This is a genomic window from Brevundimonas sp. FG128, assembly GCF_057809775.1.
In genome coordinates this window covers 357,282-375,558 of the sequence record NZ_JBMDKP010000004.1, presented here as the reverse complement: position 1 = coordinate 375,558, position 18,277 = coordinate 357,282, and the positions used below count along the sequence as shown (strand labels likewise).

Here is an 18,277-nt window from a genome sequence, read left to right as displayed (position 1 = left end):
GGGGAAAGGTGGACGCCCGACCCTGCGACGGCTAACGGCTGGCGCATGAGCGACGACGACCGTCCCGAGGACGAAAACCCCCATCTCGACCGCCCGCTGCGGTCGTTCGGCCGCATCAAGGCCCGCCCCATCAAGCCGCGCCAGGCCGCGCTGATGGAGACCCTGCTGCCCGAAATCGCCGTGCCCGATCCCAGGGCCGGGCCGGTGGACCCGAAGGCGATGATGTCCGACGCCGCCGAGGTGTGGCTGGAGATCGGCTTCGGCGGGGGCGAACATATGGCGGCCCAGGCGGCGACGCGGCCCGACGCGCTGGTGATCGGCTGCGAGCCCTTCCTGAACGGCGTGGCCTCGGCCCTGCGCCACGTCGAGGAGGGCGGGCTGAAGAACGTCCGCATCCACGCCGACGACGCGCGCGACCTGGTGGACGCCCTGCCGGACGCCTCGGTGGACCGGGTGCTGATCCTGTTCCCCGACCCCTGGCACAAGGCCCGGCACAACAAGCGCCGCCTGTTGCAGGACGAGACCGCCCAGGCCTTCGCCCGCATCCTGAAACCGGGCGGGACGCTGCGGTTCGTCACCGACTGGCTGGACTATGCGCAATGGGCGCTGGAGCGGCTGAACCGCACGCCGGGGCTGGAGCGGATCGGGGATGCGGACCAGGACTGGTTCGTCCCGCCGGCCGACCATGTCGTCACCCGCTATGAAGAAAAGAAGCTGGGCGACACCGCGCCGGTCTTCCTGGAGTTCCGGCGGACACTATGACGCGGCCTGCGCGTAGTCTCACCTAGGGCGCTGTTTGAAGGTTATTTAACGAACTTCGTTAGTTCTGGTCCCAACAACTGAGATGGGACGGGGCGGATGAAGGCGTTGACGATCGGCGGGAGGATCAACCTCCTGGCTCTGGTGACGATGGCGGGCCTGCTGGTCGTCACGGGTCTGTCCCTGATGCGGGTGGACGCGGTCATGCGCGAGGACATCGCCGACCGCACCAAGAAGTCCGTCGAGATCGCCTACAGCGTCGTCGCCCACTATCAGGCCGAGGAACAGGCGGGACGCCTGACCCGCGCCCAGGCGCAGGACGCCGCCAAGGCCGCCGTGGGCGCGATGCGGTATGGCCAGGACGACTATTTCTGGATCAACGACATGCATCCCACCATGGTGATGCACCCGATGAAGCCGGCCCTGGAGGGCAAGGACATCAGCCAGAACAAGGACGCCAACGGCGTGCTGATGTTCCAGAACATGGTGGCGGTGGTGAAGGCCGACGGCGAAGGCTTCGTCGCCTATGACTGGGACAAGCCGGGCCAGACCGAGGCCTCGCCCAAGATCTCCTTCGTCAAGGGGTTCGCGCCCTGGGGCTGGGTGATCGGATCGGGCGTCTATACCGACCAGATCGCGGCGGCCGTGGCCAAGGCGGCGCTGACCCTGGGGTCCATGGCCCTGCTGGTGGCGCTGGCGGTCGGGGCGGCAGGCTGGTTCATCGGCCGGTCGGTGTCGGCGCCCGTGGTGGCCCTGGGTCGCCGGATGCGCGGCCTGGCGGACGGCGACAAGACCGCCGAGATTCCGGGCGTGGCGCGCGGGGACGAGATCGGCCAGATGGCCGCCGCCCTGGCCATCTTCCGCGACGCCGCCATCGAGAAGGACCGGCTGGAGGCCGAGGCCCTGTCGCAGCGCTCGATGAGCGAACAGGAACGGGCCGCGCGCGAGGCCGACAAGGCCGCCGAGGCCGAGGCCGACCGTGTGACCATCACCGCCCTGGGCCAGGGCCTCTCGGCCATGGCCGACGGGGACCTGACCTATCGGATCGAGGCCGAGTTCGCGCCCAAGGCGGCGCAGCTGAAGACCGACTTCAACGCCGCCATCGCCCAGCTGCAGCAGGCCGTGTCGGTGGTGGTGGCCAATATCTCGGGCATCCGTTCGGGCGCCGGCGAGATTTCGCAGGCGGCCGACGACCTGTCGCGCCGCACCGAACAACAGGCGGCCGGGCTGGAAGAGACGGCCGCTGCGCTGGACGAAATCACCGCCACGGTGAACAAGACGGCGTCCGGCGCGCGTCAGGCCTCGGACGTGGTCCAGGCCGCCAAGGGCGACGCCGAGACCTCGGGCGTCATCGTGCGCGACGCGGTCCAGGCGATGCAGGCCATCGAAGGCTCATCGTCGCAGATCAGCCAGATCATCGGCGTCATCGACGAGATCGCCTTCCAGACCAATCTGCTGGCCCTGAACGCCGGGGTCGAAGCCGCCCGTGCAGGCGAGGCCGGTCGCGGCTTTGCGGTCGTGGCGTCCGAAGTCCGGGCCCTGGCCCAGCGTTCGGCGGAAGCGGCGAAAGAGATCAAGACCCTGATCTCGACCTCGACCACCCAGGTCGGATCGGGCGTCAAACTGGTCGGTCAGACGGGCGAGGCCCTGCAACGGATCGTGGACCGGGTCGCCGAGATCGACGGCCTGGTGTCCGAAATCGCCGCCTCGGCCCAGGAACAGGCTGTCGGCCTGGCCCAGGTCAACACCGCGGTGAACCAGATGGACCAGGTCACGCAACAGAACGCCGCCATGGTGGAGGAATCGACCGCCGCCAGCCATTCGCTGGCCCAGGAGGCCGAAAGCCTGCAGGCCTCGGTCGCCCAGTTCCGCGTCGGTTCGGCCGTCGCCCCGGCTCCGGTCGTGTACAGGGCGCCGGCGCCCGCCGCCGCGCCGCGCTCGCCCCACCTCGTCGCCGCGCTGAAGACCGTCGGCCGGGGCGGCGCCGCGCCGCGCGTCGCGGCCATGGCCGCCGCAGACGGGTGGGAAGAGTTTTAAGCCTAACGGTCTGAAAGGGGCTGGCGCTTCGGCGCCGCACCGCCCAGCTATGGCGCCAACCGGAGCCATATGATGACCTTCTCGATCTACGACGCCGCCTCGCCGATCTTCGTGCGCGGCCTGACCAATCTGTCCGGCCTGCTCGACAAGGCCGCAGCGGAGGGCTTCGACGAAGCCGTTCTGGTCCAGGCCCGGTTGTATGAGGACATGCGGCCGCTGGCGTCGCAGATCCAGTTGACGTCCGACTCGGCCAAGGGCGCCGTCGCGCGGCTGGCGGGCGTGGACAATCCGGCCATGGCCGACACTGAGACCACCTTCGCCGAGCTGAAGGACCGCATCGCCCGCACCCTGGCCTTCATCGAAAGCGTGGAGCCCGCCGCCTTCGCCGGCGCCGAGAGCCGGCCCATCGTGGTCAAGACGCCCAACCGCGAACTGCATTTCGACGGCGCCGGCTATCTGACCAGCTTCGTCCTGCCCAACTTCCACTTCCACCTCACGACCGCCTACGCCATCCTGCGCAAGGAAGGCGTGCCGCTGGGCAAGATGGATTATCTGGGTCAGCTGGCGCTCGCATAGGGGCGGATCATGAAACAGGCCAGCAAGCGAGACGGGCGGATAAATATCCTGCTTCTGATCCTGCTGGCGCTGTTTGCGCCGGCGTTCTCGCTGTTGCTCTTCGGGTCCCTGTCTGCGGTCTGCGGATTTCACCTGATGAGTTCCACCATTCCTGTGCCCGGCGCCTTGTTTAATCCCTTGGCCTTCGTGTTCGCGGTCGCTTACGGCGCGATCCCGGCTTTCGTCTTCGGTTCGCTGGGTTGCATGGCCGCGACGGCCTTGCTGTCAAAGTCGCCCGCATGGCTTTGGAGCCTCGCCGGTGCGGGCTCGGCTCTGGCCTATGTCGTCGTGTTCCTGGTGATGGGCCTTGTGTTCGACATTCGAGAGCCGACGCTATGGATCGGCCCCTTCGTCGGAACGGGCGACAAGCCGCCTGCACCAGTGGTGGCGTCGGGCTCCATCGTGTTCAGCATCGTCGTCGCCGGCGCCGTGGCGGCGAGCCTGTATCGTGCGGCGACGAAACCGCCCACGCCGAAAGGGGCTGACAAGCGATCGTGAACGGCCTATATGGCCCCTCACATCGTTAGACCGGCGTCCAACGGCGTCGTTCCAAGCGGCGGCCCGGACGGACCGCCGCTTTTGTTTTGGATATTCGTCGCTTGCGCGCAAGAACCGCCCAGGACCGCCAACTGCTGGAGCTGATCGATCCCATCGCGGAGTCGCTCGGTCTGGAAGTCGTGCGCGTCCGCCTGATGACCGGCTCCAAGCGCCAGCGCCTGCAGGTCATGGCTGAGCGCCCATCCGACCACGACATCTCGGTCGAACAGTGCGCCAAGCTGAGCCGCGCCGTGTCGGAGGTGTTCGACGCCGCCGACCCCATCGCTGGCGAATATATGCTGGAGGTTTCGTCGCCCGGCATCGACCGGCCCCTGACCCGTCCCATCGACTTCGACCTGTTCGAGGGCGAGGAGGCGCGTCTGGAGACCGACCGGATGATCGAGGGCCGCAAACGCTTCAAGGGCGTGCTGGCCGGCTATGAGGACGGCAACGTCCTGATCGACCTGGACGGCGAGGACGAGACCGCCCTGATCCCGTTCGATTGGTTGAGCGATGCGAAACTGGTCCTGACCGACGCCCTGATGAAGCGCGGCGCCGCCATTCGCGCCGCGCGCGGCGAACCCGAAGACGACGGCCTGCCGGAAGGTGAGGCCGCTGAACTGACAACCGACACCACGACCCCTTCTGAGGACAACGCCTGATGGCCGTCACCGGTATTTCCGCCAACCGCCTCGAACTGCTGCAGATCGCCAATGCGGTCGCGCAAGAGAAGAACATCGAGCGCGAGATCGTCATCGAGGCGATCGAGGAGGCGATCCAGAAGGGCGCCAAGTCGCGTTACGGCGCCCACCACGACATCCGCGCCAAGATCGACCACAAGACCGGCGAACTGGCCCTGACGCGTCACGTCACCATCGTCGCGGACGACTGGCAGCCGGAAGACGAGCTGGAAGAGTTCAACGACAGCGCCATGGTGCGCCTGACCGACGCCTCCAAGCGCGATCCCGAGGCCGAGGTCGGCAAGGAATATGTCGAGACCCTGCCGCCGTTCGAGTTCGGCCGCGTCCAGACCCAGATGGCCCGCCAGGTCGTGACCGGCAAGGTCCGCGAGGCCGAGCGCGCCAACCAGTACGAAGAGTTCAAGGATCGCGTCGGCGAGATCGTCAACGGCACGGTCAAGCGCGTCGAATACGGCAACACCATCGTCGACCTGGGCCGGGGCGAGGGCGTCATGCGTCGCGACCAGTCCATCCCGCGCGAAGTGTTCAACATCGGCGACCGGATCCGCACCTACATCTACGACGTCCGGCCCGAGGCCAAGGGCCCGCAGGTCATGCTGTCGCGCGCCCACCCCGGCTTCATGGCCAAGCTGTTCGCCCAGGAAGTGCCGGAAGTCTATGACGGCGTGATCGAGATCCGCGCCGCTGCGCGTGACAGCGGCTCGCGCGCCAAGATGGCCGTCCTGTCCAACGACAGCTCGATCGATCCCGTCGGCGCCTGCGTCGGCATGCGCGGCTCGCGCGTTCAGGCGGTCGTCGCCGAACTTCAGGGCGAGAAGATCGACATCATCCAGTGGAACCCGGACGAGCCGACCTTCATCGTCAACGCCCTGGCCCCGGCCGAAGTCTCCAAGGTCGTGCTCGATGAAGAAGCCGGCCGCGTGGAAGTGGTCGTGCCTGACGAACAGCTGTCGCTGGCCATCGGCCGTCGCGGCCAGAACGTGCGCCTGGCCAGCCAACTGACCGGCTGGCAGATCGACATCATCACCGAGGCCCAGGACTCCGAGCGTCGCCAGCGCGAGTTCGCCGAACGCACCGGCCTGTTCCAGGAAGCCCTGGACGTGGACGAGGTGATCGCCCAGCTGCTGGTCACCGAAGGCTTCGCCACGGTGGAAGACCTGGCCTATGTCGATCCGTATGAAGTCTCGGAGATCGAGGGCTTCGACGAGGAGACCGCCGAGGAGTTGCAGGCCCGCGCCCGCGAATTCCTGGACAAGAAGGCCGCCGAGCTGGACGCCAAGCGCGTCGAACTGGGCGTCGAGGACGGCGTGCTTCAGGTGCCGGGCGTGACCCTGCCCATGGCGGTCGCCCTGGGCGAAGGCGGCGTGAAGACGGTCGAGGACCTGGCCGACCTGGCCACCGACGAAATCCGCGGCGGCTATGAGGTGAAGAACGGCGAACGGGTCAAGGTGCCGGGCGTGCTGGAAAGCTTCAACCTGGCCCAGGAAGACGCCGAAATGCTGATCCTGCAGGCGCGCGTCGCCGCCGGCTGGATCGACGCTTCGGAACTGCCGCAGCCTGCGCCGGAAGAGTTCGAGGAAGAGGGCGAATACGCCGAGGGCGAATACGATCCGGACCAGGTGTTCGGCGACGCGCCCGCCGAGGCCGAAGGCGCCGAGGCCGCATCCGACGAAACGGAGGTCCTCGCCGAGGACGGCTCCGAACCGTCGAACGCGTGATGGGAGACCTGGCCACATATGAGCTTGCGCGACGCAACGATCGATAGGGAACGCCGGGACCTCGTCTCTCACGAGGTCATGGACGAATCTCGCCTGATCCGTTTCGTCGCCGGGCCCGATGGCCAGGTGGTTCCCGACCTGGGCAGGAAACTGCCCGGACGCGGCCTGTGGGTCGAAGCCAGCCGCGCCTCGGTCGAGGCGGCGGTCAAGAAGAACGGCTTCACCCGCTCGGCCAAGACCAAGCTGACCGCCCCGGCGGACCTGGCCGACGTCGTCGAACGGCTGCTGGTCCGGCGCTGTCTCGACCAGCTGGGTCTTGCCCGGCGCGAAGGCGTGCTTATCTCTGGCTTCGAGAAATCCGCCGCGAACATCCGTTCGGGCAAGGCCGCCTGGGTGGTGGAAGCCGCCGACGGCTCGGCCGATGGACGCGGAAAGATCCTCGCCCTGGCCCGTCATCAGAACTCAAAGATCTGCGGCGCGTTCACGGCGGACGATTTGAGTTTGGCCCTTGGGCTGGAAAATGCGATACACGCCGTCCTGCTTGCGGGCGGACGGGCCGATCGGTGGACCATAGAGGTCGAACGACTGGCTGGATTTCGGCCGCTTCGCCCCCCTCACTGGGATGTTTCCGGTGTCGAGGACGGATCGGCGGGAGCAACCCCGACTGACCTTGATGAAGGTGGGGCGCGCTGAGGATTACAACGACCGAGGGCCTGTCTCCAAGGGCGGAGACGGGCTCACGGTCGTTCATGGGTATTAGATGAGGACGGCGGGCCTTTCCGCCCCGAGTAAAGCGACCGGATGAGCGACGAAAACGACAAGACCAACGAAGGCCAGGGCAACGCAGGCGGCACGCCGTCCCAGACGGGGCCCCGCGCTCCGCTGAGCCTGAAGCCGCGCGTTGTGGGATCGGTCCCGACCGGGACCGTGAAGCAGAGCTTCAGCCATGGCCGATCCAAGACGGTGGTGGTCGAGACCAAGCGCCGCGCCGGCGCCGGGGGGCCGCAACGTCCGCAGGGCTTCGATGTCGCGCGTCCGCAGCAGACCTCGCAGGCGCCGCGTCCGCAGGGCCAGCGCCCGTCCCAGCCCGCCGGCGGCGCCCTGTCGCCCGAGGAGCAGGAAGCGCGTCGTCGCGCCATCGCCCTGGCGACCCAGGCCAACGCCGCCAAGGCTGACGCCGCCGCCGCCGCCAAGGCGGCAGCCGACGCCGCCGCTCGCGACCAGGCCGCCGCCACCGAACGCGCCGCCCAGGCCGCCCGCGACGAGGCCGCCGCCGCCAAGGCCGCCGCCGAAGCCGCCCGCGCCGAAGCCGCCAAACTGACCGCCGCCGCGCCCGCCGCCCCGGCCAAGCCTGCGCCCAAGCCGGCCGCGCCCGTCGCTGCGGCTCCCGCGCCGGTCGCCCCGACCCCGACGCCGCCCGCAGCGGCGACGCCCGCCGCTCCGGCGCGTCCGGCGGCGCCTGCCCGTCCGGTCGTCAACTTCGGCCAGCGCGTGCCCAAGCCCGGCAATCCCCAGCGCGCGGCGCCCGAGCGTCCCGCCTTCGGCGGTCGTTCGGCGCGTGAACAGGCGATGGGCGGCGGCGAACGGTCCTATTCGGATCGGCCCCAGACCGACCGTCCGCAGAGCGCCCGTCCGCAAGGCGCCAGGCCGGCCGAGCCCGTTCGCTATTCGGCTCTGAACCCGCGTCCGGCCCCCGGCGCCGCCCGTCCCGGCGGCGCACGCCCCGGCCCTGGCGGTCGTCCGACCCCGAACGCGCCTCCGGCCGAGGCCAATGTTCTGCGTCCGGCCCGCGCGCCCGGCGCCGGCTTCGGCCGTCCGGTCGGCCGCGACGACGATCGCGAGAAGCGCTTCTCCGACGCCGGCAAGGCGGTCAGCCGCACACGCGGCGAGCCCAAGCGCCGCGAAGGCCGCATGACCATTCAGTCCGTGGTCGGCGACGGCGACGCCGCCGAGCGGATGCGCTCGCTGGCCTCGGTCCGCCGCGCCCGCGAACGCGAGAAGGAAAAGCGTAAGGGCGGCTCGACCGACGCGCCGAACCGTCCGCGCGAAGTGGTCATTCCCGACGTCATCACCGTTCAGGAGCTGTCCAACCGGATGGCCGTGCGCGGCGTCGACATCATCAAGTTCCTGATGAAACAGGGCCTGATGATGAAGATCAACGACGTGATCGATTCCGACACCGCCGAACTGGTGGCCGAGGAGTTCGGCATGGCGGTCAAGCGCGTGTCGGAATCCGACATCGAGTTCGGCTTCCTGGGCGATGCGGACGACGCCGAAGCGGCGGACATGCGTGCGCCGGTCGTGGCCATCATGGGCCACGTCGACCACGGCAAGACCTCGCTGCTGGACGCCTTGCGCACGACCGACGTCGCCGGTGGCGAAGCCGGCGGCATCACCCAGCACATCGGCGCCTATCAGGTGCGTCTGCCGGACGACCAGAAGGTCACCTTCCTGGACACCCCGGGCCACGCCGCCTTCTCGGCCATGCGGGCGCGCGGCGCCAATGTGACCGACATCGTGGTCCTGGTCGTGGCCGCCGACGACGGCGTCATGCCGCAGACGATCGAAGCCATCCAGCACGCCAAGGCGGCCAATGCGCCCCTGATCGTGGCCGTGAACAAGATGGACAAGCCGGGGGCGACTTCGCAGAAGGTCGTCAACGAACTGCTGCAGTATGAAGTCATCGCCGAAAGCCTGGGCGGCGACACCCAGATCATCGAGGTGTCCGCCAAGGAGCGGATGAACCTCGACGGCCTGCTGGAAGCCATCTTGGTCCAGGCCGAGGTCATGGACCTGCGCGCCAACGCCGATCGCTCGGCCGAGGGCGTGGTCATCGAGGCCAAGCTGGACAAGGGTCGCGGCCCTGTCGGCACCGTCCTGGTCAAGCGCGGCACGCTGAAGCGCGGCGACATCGTCGTGGCCGGCGGATCGTGGGGCAAGGTTCGCGCCCTGCTGAACGAGCGCAACGAGCAACTGACCGAAGCCGGTCCCTCCGTCCCGGTCGAGATCCTGGGCCTTGACGAGGCGCCGTCTCCGGGCGAGGTCTTCGCCGTGGTGGATTCGGAAGGCCGCGCCCGCGAGCTGACCGAATACCGTCAGCGCGTGAAGCGCGAGAAGGCTCAGGTGTCGGGCGGCTCGGTGTCGCTGGTCGACATGATGTCCAAGCTGCAGTCCAAGAAGGTCTCGGAACTGCCGGTCGTCATCAAGGCGGACGTGCAGGGTTCGGCCGAAGCCATCGTCAGCTCGCTGGACAAGATGAGCACCGACGAGGTGCGCGCGCGCACGGTCTATTCCGGCGCCGGCGGCATCACCGAGAGCGACGTCAACCTGGCCAAGTCGGCCGGCGCGCCGATCCTGGGCTTCAACGTCCGTGCGTCGAAACAGGCGCGCGATCTGGCCGACCGCGAGGGCGTCGAGATCCGCTACTATTCGATCATCTACGACCTGCTGGACGACATTAAGGGCGTGCTGTCGGGCATGCTGGCGCCGCTGCAACGGGAAACCTTCCTGGGCAACGCCGCCGTCCTGCAGGTGTTCGACATCTCCAAGATCGGCAAGATCGCCGGTTGCCGGGTGTCGGAAGGCGTGGTCCGCAAGGGCGCGCGGGTCCGTATCGTGCGCGACGACGTGGTCGTGCTGGAGCTGGGCACGCTCAACACGCTCAAACGCTTCAAGGACGAGGTCAACGAGGTCACGGCGGGCCAGGAGTGCGGCATGCAGTTCCAGGGCTTCCAGGACATCAAGGAAGGCGACTACATCGAGTGCTTCACGGTCGAAGAGATCAAGCGCACCCTGGACTAGGTCCGGGGGGCGTTTGGCCCTGAGCGTGACGGCGGCGACGATACAAGTCCGGCGAGGTCGTTTCCTGCGGCCTTGTCGTGGCGGGCGCCGGTCAGTCCGGCGCTCCGAAATCCATGACCAGCGCCTCCCGTCCCAGCAACGCCAGCACCCGCCGGAACGCCGCCTGATCCAGTGCGGTCGTCGCCGTATTCGTCAGGGGGTGGAAGTTGACGATGTCGGCGTCCCACAGGCGGCGGTCCAGGACGAAGGTCACGCGGCGGTTCGTGTCGTTGATCAGGCCCAGCGCCGTGACCGAGCCGGGGCGGACGCCCAGGGTGTTGTACATCAGCGTCTCGTTTCCGAACGACAGGCGGCCCGAGCCCATGGCGGCGGCGGCGCGCTTCAGGTCGATGACCGTGTCCTGGCGGGCCGAGATCAGCCACAGCCGGCCTTTGTGATCCTTCAGGAACAGGTTCTTGGTGTGGGCGCCGGGCAGGTCGGCCTTGAGGTCCAGACCTTCCTCGACGCGGAAGACGGCCGGGTGGTCGTGGGTGACGTGATCCACGCCGTTCGCGGCCAGCCAGGCGGTCAGGGCCTCGCGGTCGAAAGCGGGTGGAGGAGCGGAGTCTGGCGTCATGGTTGAGCAGTCAGGTCTGGGGCGCTAGGAACGGGTCCATGGTCGATACCGTGCAGACGCGCCCGCTGGAACTGGAATGCTATCCGATGACGGCCCGGCCGCCGGACCTCGTGCCCGGCCGCCAGTCACGCAACTGGATGGACGCCTTCATCAGCCGCCACCCGTATCGATGCCTGCCGCTGAACATGGCCAACACCACCGGGTGGGAGATCCTGTGCCCGTTCGGCTTCTCGGCCGAATGGAACGGCGGCCCGCGTCAGGAAGACATCGTCATCACGCCGGACCGGCCCCAGCACGATCTGGACCATTTCGTCACCTCGCACTTCTCGCGCGGCGTCCTGACCATGCACCCGCAATATCTGTTCCGCACGCCGCCGGGCTGGGGGATGATGTGCTCGGGGTCGCCCAACCATGTGAAGGACGGGATCCAGCCGCTGGTCGGCCTGATCGAGACCGATTGGCTGCCCTTCCCCTTCACGATGAACTGGATCTTCACCCGGCCGGGCCGGATCACCTTCGAGAAGGGCGAGCCCTTCTGCTTCATCAATCTGATCGAGCACAAGAAGGTCGAGCAGTTCCAGCCGATCATCCGCACCCTGGAATCCAACCCGGTGATGAAGGGCCAGTTCGAGGCCTGGAACCGCGCACGCACCGACTTCAACCAACGCCTCGCCGGCGGCGATCCCGATGCGGCCAAGGAGGCGTGGCAGCGATATTACTTCAAGGGCGAGGTGCCCGAGGCCCTGGGCACGGCGCCGGCCACCCACTCCAACAAGCGCCGGCTGAAGTCGCCGCGCGTGGGGTAAGAAAAAGCCCTCTCCCATTGGGAAAGGGCTTGAGCCTCGAAGAGCCGAAGACGGATCCGCAAGGCGAAAGGATGAGGGGCGGGTCCGTGCGACTTGGCCTATTCGCCGACCCTCATCCGGCCCTACGGGCTACCTTCTCCCGATGGGAGAAGGGCTGTGGATGTCTTACATCCCCGGGCGCGTGACCTGCGGGCCCAGGTTCTGGACGACTTCGCGGGCGTCGAAGGCGTTGGGGTCGTTGGCGGGCTTGGCGCCGCGGCCCATCACGATTTCGGCGTTGGCCTCGAAGCGATCGACCTGGCGAACGTCGAAGTCGTTGGCGCCCCACGGGCCGTAACGGTCCCACGGGCTCCAGAAGCCGCTGCGATAGTAGCGCCACGACGGACCCCAGTAGGGGCCGTAACGGCCGTAGCCCGAATAGAAGGGATCAGGCGTCCCGACGAAGCGTGTGTCGCGGTCAGTGGCGCGGTTGACGGTGGAGAACCAGTCATAGCCGCTTTCGACGGTCAGTTCGGCCGACCGCAGCAGAAGCGACATCTCGACCTGTTCGCGCGAAGTCACCGAATTGCCGGCGAAGCTGACGCGGAACCGGTTGTTCTCCAGACGCTGTTCGGCATAGCCGCCGCGCTGGCCGTTGAAGCCGGCGGGCTGGTAGGGGGTGGCGGTGGCGCAAGCGGCCAGCGCCAGGCCGGCGGCGACGGTCATCGCCAGGGCCTTGAAGGGTAGAGCTTTCATAAAAATCAACTCCTTGATCGCCCTATAGGGCGCGCTGGCGGCTGAACGACGCATGAACGGCCATTGGTCCCGATCAACTTAGGACGAAGCGGGGCCGCGTCTAGAGCCGCAATACGATCAATACGGCGGCCGTCAGCAAAAGGATGCCGACGAAGACTCCGAAACCGCGCCGGAACCGGGGCTGCTGCATGCGGCGCGACAGCGCGGCGCCGGACACGGCGTAGGCGCTCATCGACATCATATCCATGCCGATCACGGCCAGGGCGAACAGGGCCAGTTGCGGCGCCACCGGCCGGTTCACGTCCAGGAACGGCGGCAGGACGGCGGTGAAGAACAGGATGGCCTTCGGGTTGGCGATCTGGACGGCGAAACCGTCGATCAGGGCGCTGCGGCCCTTCCTGACCACGACATGGTCCGGCTGGGCGGCGGTGGCGAAGGCGCCGCGCAGGGCCTTGATCCCCAGCCAGGCGACATAGAGGGCACCCAGGACGGCGATCACCCTGAAGGCGGCGGGAAAGGCCTTGACCAGGGCGCCCAGGCCCAGCGCCGCCGCCCCGAACCACACCAGGGTCGCCGCATTCATGCCCACGACCCCCACCAGGGCCGAGGCGCGCCCCTTCTCGACGCCCGTCGCCACCGCGAACAGATTGGCCGGGCCGGGCGTGATCGCCATCACCGCCATCACGCCGAGGAAGGTCGAATAGAGGTGCGGATCGACGGGCAGGACGGGCATGCGGCGCGATGTCGCTGCTTCGTTCAGCGCGGTCAAGGACCTGCGTCTCCTCTCCACGCAAAGGGGGAGGAGAGGCGGCGTTACGCCGTCGGGCGTTCCGGGGCTTCAGGCGCTTGCGGCGGCTCGGGCGCTTCGGGGGCCTCGATGTCTTCGGCGACGACTTCGTCGGCGGCCTGGTCCAGCGCATATTGGGCGATCAGGCCGTAGGTCTCGAGCTGTTCGGGATCGGGGTTGGTCCAGGCGCTGTTGCGGGCGATGCCGGTTCCGGCCGCGACCCCGTTCTCCATCGCCTGTTTGACCTCGGGATCGTTCAGGGCGTCCTCGACCAGGGCGTTGACGTCGATGTCCTTCAGCGCCTCGGCCGCCAGTTCGGAGGCGTGTTTCGTCGCCTCGGCGGTGAAGGCGGCGACGTCGGGCGCATATTCGGCCCACAGGGCGGCGACGCGCTGGCCGCGCACGCTCTCGCTCAGGCTTTCGTCTTCGGAGATGGCCTCGGCGCGCTTGCCGAACGCCTCCATCCGGGCCTCGAAGGCGTCGGCGGCGGTTTCCAGCCTGGCTTCGGCCGAGTCGGGCGCGGGCGCCGCGTCTTGCGCCAGGGCCGAGGACAGGGGCAGCAGGGCCAGGGCGGCGGTCAGGCTGAGCAGGCGGATCATGGGAGGGCTCCCGTTGAATGACCCGTGCAAACTCCGCCGTACGCCGCCCCGTCTCAAGTGAAATCGCGGTAAGGCGCCTTACTGCGGTTGGGCGGGGGCTGCGGCGGCTGGCGTGGCGGCGGCCTGTTCGGCCTGAGCGCGGACCATGGCGGGAATGCCCTTGATCTGCTGAGCGGCGGCGGCGACCTGATCGACCGGCGCGCTTTGGGTCGCGGCAAATGTCTGAAGCGCGTCTGCGAAGGCGTCGACCTCCGTCTGATAACGGGCCTGCAGGGCGTCGAGGTCCGTCTTCGCTTTGGCCTTGTCGGCCTGGGCGGCTGCGGCCTGCATCTCGGTGGACATGACCTCCATCTTCTCGCCGAAGGCCTCGGCCTTGGCTTCGAAGGCGGCTTCATCGGGGCTGTCCGCCTCTTCGGTGGGCGCGGCCGGAGCGGGGGTGGCTTGGGGTTCGGCCTGGACAGTGGCGAATGCGGGAACGGCGAACGTCAGCACGGCGACGGCCGCGACGGAAGACAGAAGACGCATGGGATACTCCGAAGCTGGCCGAGGCGGCCGCGAAAGGAGCCGTCCGACCCCCTGAAAGCGCCATCCTGACCCAGTCGCCTCAGATTTCAAAGACCCGATAGGGCGTGTCGCCCAGGGTCCGCAGCACCGGCAGGGCGACGTTATAGACCGGCACCCCCTTGTTGGTGCGCCCCTCGGGCCCGCCGCGATGGGCATGGCCGTGGACGACCAGGCTGACATTGTCGTAGCGGTCGATGGTCTCGGCCAACCGCGAAGACCCCAAAAAGGCGTGGATCTCGGGCGGCTCGCCCATCACCGTCTCGACCACCGGCGCATAGTGAAGCAGCACCACCGAGCGCTCGGTGCGCAGCATGCGGATCGAGTTCTCGATCTGGTTGGCGTCCTCGACCGCCTCCTGCACGAACCGCTTGATCGAGGCCTCGCCGAACGAACTCAGCATGTAACGGCCGAAGCCGCCGACGAACCCCTTGCCGCCGGCGAAGCCGACGCCGTCGATCTCATAGGCCTGGCCGGTCAGCATCTTGACCCCGGCGTCGCACAGCATCCGGGTCACATGGTCGGGCTGGCCGCACTCGTGCTCGTGATTGCCCAGCACCCCGACCATGGGGATGCGGCACAGTTTCAGATCCTCCAGAAGCCGTTCGACCTCGCCGGTCTTGCCGTAGTTGGTCAGGTCGCCGCACAGGCACAGGACGTCGGCGTCGTCGGACACCCGTTCGAACAGTTCGCGGTGCGCCCGCTGGCTGGTCTCGCCGACATGCAGATCGCCGACGGCGGCGACGCGCATCTTTCGAGCCGGACCCGGCTCAAGCCCCGGCTGGGGCGTCTGCATGTCCTTTTGGGTATCGACCTGGGGCGTATCGGTCATGGCTGGCTCCTTCAGTTCACCGGGTCGTGGCGCTCTTCCAGCCCCTTGCCGACCACATCGCCAAAGCCCCATTCGGCGACGTCGGCGACATAGTCGCGTGGGCTGAACAGCCGGCCGCGACAGACCTTCACGCGGGGCGCCGGCAGGTCGATCTGGGCCGTCAGCCGCTGGGTCAGCTCCTCCATCAGCCAGCGCGGCACCCGGTCGCGCTCGGTCGGATAGGCGAAGCGAAAGTTCAACAGATGGGCCGCCAGCACCTCCCAATAGAGGTCCATCTGGTCCAACAGGCTCTTCCAGTCGATGGCGTCGGACTGTTTCAGGATGACGTGGTTCACGTCGGCGCCGTCATAGCGATAGCGGTCCTGGATGAAGACCTTGGACAGGATCAGGGCCGTGGGCGGGGTGATCTGGACCTGATGGCCATAGACGGTGATCCGGTCCTCGCTGAACCAGCTGTCGGACACGGCGATCGTGCCGTTGGACATGGCGAAGATGACGTCGAAGAAGTGTTTCTCGTCCTTCCAGACCTTGGCGATCCAGCGTTCGTCCTCGACGTCGGTGCGGTAGCCGCGCTTCTGGAAGAAGGCCAGGATGCGGGGATAGTCGCCGGGCTTGCAGAAGACGTCCAGATCCTTGGTCGGGCGGCGGATGCCCGTATAGGCCGTGACCGCATAGGTGCCGGACAGCAGGAAGGGGATGCCGCTTTCCTTCAGCAGGCGCAGGCTCTCCTCATAGAAGGCCAGGGCGTCGGCGGGCGGTTCGAAGGTCGGTTCGGCGATCACGTCGGACATCGGAAAGGCCCTGCTTGGCGAGGGCAGGAAAACGGCGCCGTTCCACGCCGGTTCCGTGATCGTGCGCGTCGGATCGGGGCAACTACGTAGTCGCGCCGAAACGGGATCGTTAAGACCTGTATGTCACATAGCCGACATGACCGTGTCTCAGGCCTCGACCAAGCACGTGCGGTGGCGACTGTTTCGCCACGACGCCGGCCTTGCCGCCGGCCCGCCCGCGTGGGCCTATGTGCTGCTGTTCGCCGCCTGCCAGCTGATCGGCCTGTGGAGCGCCCGCAACTTCCAGGTGACGATGATGTGGCCGGCCAACGCCGTGCTGCTGGCCGCCGTGCTGCAACTGCATCGTCCCCAGGCGTTGGGCGTGCTGGCGGCCTGTCTCGGGATCAATCTGCTCAGCAATACGGTGCGCGGCGACCCCGGCGTCTTCGTCGTGGCCAATGTCGCGTTCAACCTGATCCAGGTGGTGATCGTCGCCGTCCTGGCCCGCCGGTTCTGCGGCGCCGCGCTGGACATGCGCCGTCCGAAGCGGCTGTTCCGTTTCGCCATCCTGGCCGTCGTGCCGGCCGTGGCGGTCAGCACCCTTCTCGCCGGGCTTCTGGCCGTCGTTATCAACCGCGTCCCGGTCGGCGGGCTCGGCTTCCGCATGCGGCATCTGTTCGACATGGAGCTGCTGGCGATGATGATCGTCGCCACCTCCCTGCTTCTGCTGGCGCGCCAGCATCGGTTTCGGGACGATTCCCGTGCACGCTGGCCCGAGGTGGCCGCCCTGGTGACCCTGTGCGTCATCACCACTGCGGGCGTCTTCGGCCAGACCCAGGCTCCGATCCTGTTCCTGGTCTTTCCGCCCCTGATCCTGGCGGCGTTCCGGCTGTCGCCGCCCTGGACGGCCGCGACCGTCATGCTGATCGCGGCCGTCGGCGGCGCCGCGACCATGATGGGGCACGGCCCCGTCGCCCTGACGCGCCTGACGTCGGACCCCGCCTTCGCAGGCGTGCCGGACGCGATGCGCCAGATGAACGTCTTCCACCTGTTCTTGCTGGCGGTGGTGGGCACGGCCCTGCCGATCACCACCCTGTCGACCGAGCGTCGGCGGCTGGTGGCGCGGTTGCAGGCCCGGACCGAGGTCGCCCAGGCGGCGCGTCAACGCGCCGAGGCGGCCCGCGCCGTCAAAGGCCGGTTCCTGGCCATGATGAGCCACGAGATGCGCACCCCCCTGACCGGCGTCACCGGCTATGCCGATCTGCTGTCGCGCCACCCCGGCCTGGACGCCGAGGGCCTGCGTCAGGTGGACGCCATCCGGCATTGCGGCGAGACCATGCTGCGGCTGGTCGAGGACCTGCTCGAGGTCGCCTGTGGCGGGGCCGAGGTCACGCCCAAGGCCAGCGACGTGCGCCAGCTGGTCGAAGAGGCCGTCGCCCCCGCGCGCGAATGGGCCAGCGTCAAACACCTGGACTTCACCCTGACGATCGCGCCCGCCGCCGAAGGCCAGGTGATGATCGACGCGCGCCGCCTGCGCCAGATCCTGCACCACCTCAGCAACAATGCGGTCAAATTCACCGCCAAGGGCGGGGTGACCCTCGCCGTCGATCGGATCGACGACCGGCTGTCCTTCGTCGTCTCCGACACCGGCTGCGGCATGGACGAACACACGCGCGCCGGCGTCTTCCGCCTGTTCGAACAGGCGGACGCGACCACCAGCCGGGCCCATGAAGGCGCCGGCGTCGGCCTGGCCCTGGCCAAGAACCACATCGACCGGCTGGGCGGGCTCGTGACCGTCGAAAGCACGAAATGGGCCGGCTCGACCTTCACCCTGACGGTCCCCGCCGAGACGGTCGAAGGGGTCGAGAGCGAAGGCTCCACGCCGCTGGACAGCCGCCGGACGCGGATCCTGATCGTCGACGACCACCCCGCCAACCGCGATCTGTTGCGGATCATGCTTCAGGCCGCCGACTGCGAAACCGCCGAGGCCGGGGACGGGGAGCAGGCCCTGGCCGCCCTGGCGACCCAGCCCTTCGACCTAGTGCTGATGGACGTGCGGATGCCGGTGATGGACGGCCTCGCCGCCACCCGCGCCATTCGCGCCCTGGACGCGCCCCTGCGCGACGTGCCGATCCTGGCCGTCACCGCCGAGGCCATGCCCGAGTGCGTCGCCCGCTGTCTCGACGCCGGAATGGACGGCCATCTGGCCAAACCCGTCACCCAGGCCAAACTCTACGCCGCGATCGAGGCCGTGTTCGACGCCGCCGCCCAGCGTCAGACCGAGGCGGACAGCGCCGCTCCCCTATCCGGGGTCGCAGCCTAATCTCCTGACGCGAGCCCGCCCGCGCCGCGCGCCGCCGGGCGCGAAGCCCTGTCGCCGTCCTGATGACCTCGGCGCGTCAT

General features: G+C 68.2%; 17 protein-coding genes. 10 read left to right on the top strand and 7 right to left on the bottom strand.

Annotated elements, in window-relative coordinates:
• Positions 1 to 45: 45 nt before the first annotated feature.
• From trmB to infB, 8 genes are all read left to right on the top strand, one after another.
• Positions 46 to 762 carry a tRNA (guanosine(46)-N7)-methyltransferase TrmB gene (gene trmB / locus ACODSC_RS13290; RefSeq protein ID WP_488814456.1) on the top strand — a complete coding sequence of 239 codons (717 nt, stop codon included), beginning with the start codon at positions 46 to 48 and terminating at the stop codon, positions 760 to 762.
• Positions 763 to 858: 96 nt separating this feature from the next.
• The gene (locus ACODSC_RS13285) at positions 859 to 2,796 is read left to right on the top strand and encodes a methyl-accepting chemotaxis protein (protein ID WP_488814455.1); all 1,938 of its coding nucleotides are present in this window, start codon (positions 859 to 861) and stop codon (positions 2,794 to 2,796) included.
• Between the two features lie 72 nt (positions 2,797 to 2,868).
• Positions 2,869 to 3,372: a DUF1993 domain-containing protein gene (locus ACODSC_RS13280; protein WP_488814454.1), complete on the top strand. Its 504-nt coding sequence runs from the start codon at positions 2,869 to 2,871 to the stop codon at positions 3,370 to 3,372.
• 9 nt (positions 3,373 to 3,381) lie between these two features.
• Positions 3,382 to 3,909: a hypothetical protein gene (locus ACODSC_RS13275; RefSeq protein ID WP_488814453.1), complete on the top strand. Its 528-nt coding sequence runs from the start codon at positions 3,382 to 3,384 to the stop codon at positions 3,907 to 3,909.
• A 101-nt stretch (positions 3,910 to 4,010) separates the two neighbouring features.
• Positions 4,011 to 4,610, top strand: a complete 600-nt coding sequence (rimP, locus tag ACODSC_RS13270) for a ribosome maturation factor RimP (RefSeq protein WP_488814452.1) — start codon at positions 4,011 to 4,013, stop codon at positions 4,608 to 4,610.
• Positions 4,610 to 6,367, top strand: a complete 1,758-nt coding sequence (nusA, locus tag ACODSC_RS13265; RefSeq protein ID WP_488814451.1) for a transcription termination factor NusA — start codon at positions 4,610 to 4,612, stop codon at positions 6,365 to 6,367. Before rimP ends, nusA begins: the two co-directional genes overlap by 1 nt.
• A gap of 18 nt (positions 6,368 to 6,385) precedes the next feature.
• Positions 6,386 to 7,060: an RNA-binding protein gene (locus ACODSC_RS13260; protein WP_488814450.1), complete on the top strand. Its 675-nt coding sequence runs from the start codon at positions 6,386 to 6,388 to the stop codon at positions 7,058 to 7,060.
• Between the two features lie 108 nt (positions 7,061 to 7,168).
• Complete coding sequence (gene infB, locus ACODSC_RS13255; RefSeq protein WP_488814449.1) at positions 7,169 to 10,168, top strand: translation initiation factor IF-2; 3,000 nt, start codon at positions 7,169 to 7,171, stop codon at positions 10,166 to 10,168.
• 91 nt (positions 10,169 to 10,259) lie between these two features.
• Here infB and ACODSC_RS13250 read toward each other — a convergent pair whose 3' ends face one another.
• Entirely contained in the window at positions 10,260 to 10,784 is a 525-nt protein-coding gene (locus tag ACODSC_RS13250) for a prolyl-tRNA synthetase associated domain-containing protein (RefSeq protein ID WP_488814448.1), read from the bottom strand.
• A 38-nt stretch (positions 10,785 to 10,822) separates the two neighbouring features.
• On the opposite strand from ACODSC_RS13250, the gene ACODSC_RS13245 reads away from it, so the two are divergent.
• The gene (locus ACODSC_RS13245; RefSeq protein ID WP_488814447.1) at positions 10,823 to 11,590 is read left to right on the top strand and encodes a DUF6065 family protein; all 768 of its coding nucleotides are present in this window, start codon (positions 10,823 to 10,825) and stop codon (positions 11,588 to 11,590) included.
• A gap of 165 nt (positions 11,591 to 11,755) precedes the next feature.
• Here the strand turns inward: ACODSC_RS13245 and ACODSC_RS13240 are convergent, their stop codons facing one another.
• The 6 genes from ACODSC_RS13240 to ACODSC_RS13215 form a co-directional block, all read right to left on the bottom strand.
• A complete protein-coding gene (locus tag ACODSC_RS13240) occupies positions 11,756 to 12,325 on the bottom strand; it encodes a CC0125/CC1285 family lipoprotein (RefSeq protein WP_488814446.1) in 570 nt (189 codons plus the stop codon).
• A 100-nt stretch (positions 12,326 to 12,425) separates the two neighbouring features.
• On the bottom strand, positions 12,426 to 13,058 hold the full coding sequence (locus tag ACODSC_RS13235) for a LysE family translocator (protein WP_488814482.1): 633 nt from the start codon (positions 13,056 to 13,058) through the stop codon (positions 12,426 to 12,428).
• 80 nt (positions 13,059 to 13,138) lie between these two features.
• Complete coding sequence (locus ACODSC_RS13230) at positions 13,139 to 13,711, bottom strand: hypothetical protein (RefSeq protein WP_488814445.1); 573 nt, start codon at positions 13,709 to 13,711, stop codon at positions 13,139 to 13,141.
• Positions 13,712 to 13,789: 78 nt separating this feature from the next.
• Positions 13,790 to 14,236 carry a translation initiation factor IF-2 gene (locus ACODSC_RS13225; RefSeq protein ID WP_488814444.1) on the bottom strand — a complete coding sequence of 149 codons (447 nt, stop codon included), beginning with the start codon at positions 14,234 to 14,236 and terminating at the stop codon, positions 13,790 to 13,792.
• Positions 14,237 to 14,315: 79 nt separating this feature from the next.
• Positions 14,316 to 15,104 (bottom strand): metallophosphoesterase family protein, encoded by a 789-nt coding sequence (locus ACODSC_RS13220; RefSeq protein WP_488814443.1) that lies wholly within the window; start codon positions 15,102 to 15,104, stop codon positions 14,316 to 14,318.
• Between the two features lie 11 nt (positions 15,105 to 15,115).
• Positions 15,116 to 15,895 carry a nucleotidyltransferase family protein gene (locus ACODSC_RS13215; RefSeq protein WP_488814442.1) on the bottom strand — a complete coding sequence of 260 codons (780 nt, stop codon included), beginning with the start codon at positions 15,893 to 15,895 and terminating at the stop codon, positions 15,116 to 15,118.
• A 136-nt stretch (positions 15,896 to 16,031) separates the two neighbouring features.
• Here ACODSC_RS13215 and ACODSC_RS13210 point away from each other — a divergent pair, with 136 nt between their 5' ends.
• Entirely contained in the window at positions 16,032 to 18,197 is a 2,166-nt protein-coding gene (locus ACODSC_RS13210) for a hybrid sensor histidine kinase/response regulator (RefSeq protein ID WP_488814440.1), read from the top strand.
• Positions 18,198 to 18,277 lie beyond the last annotated feature (80 nt).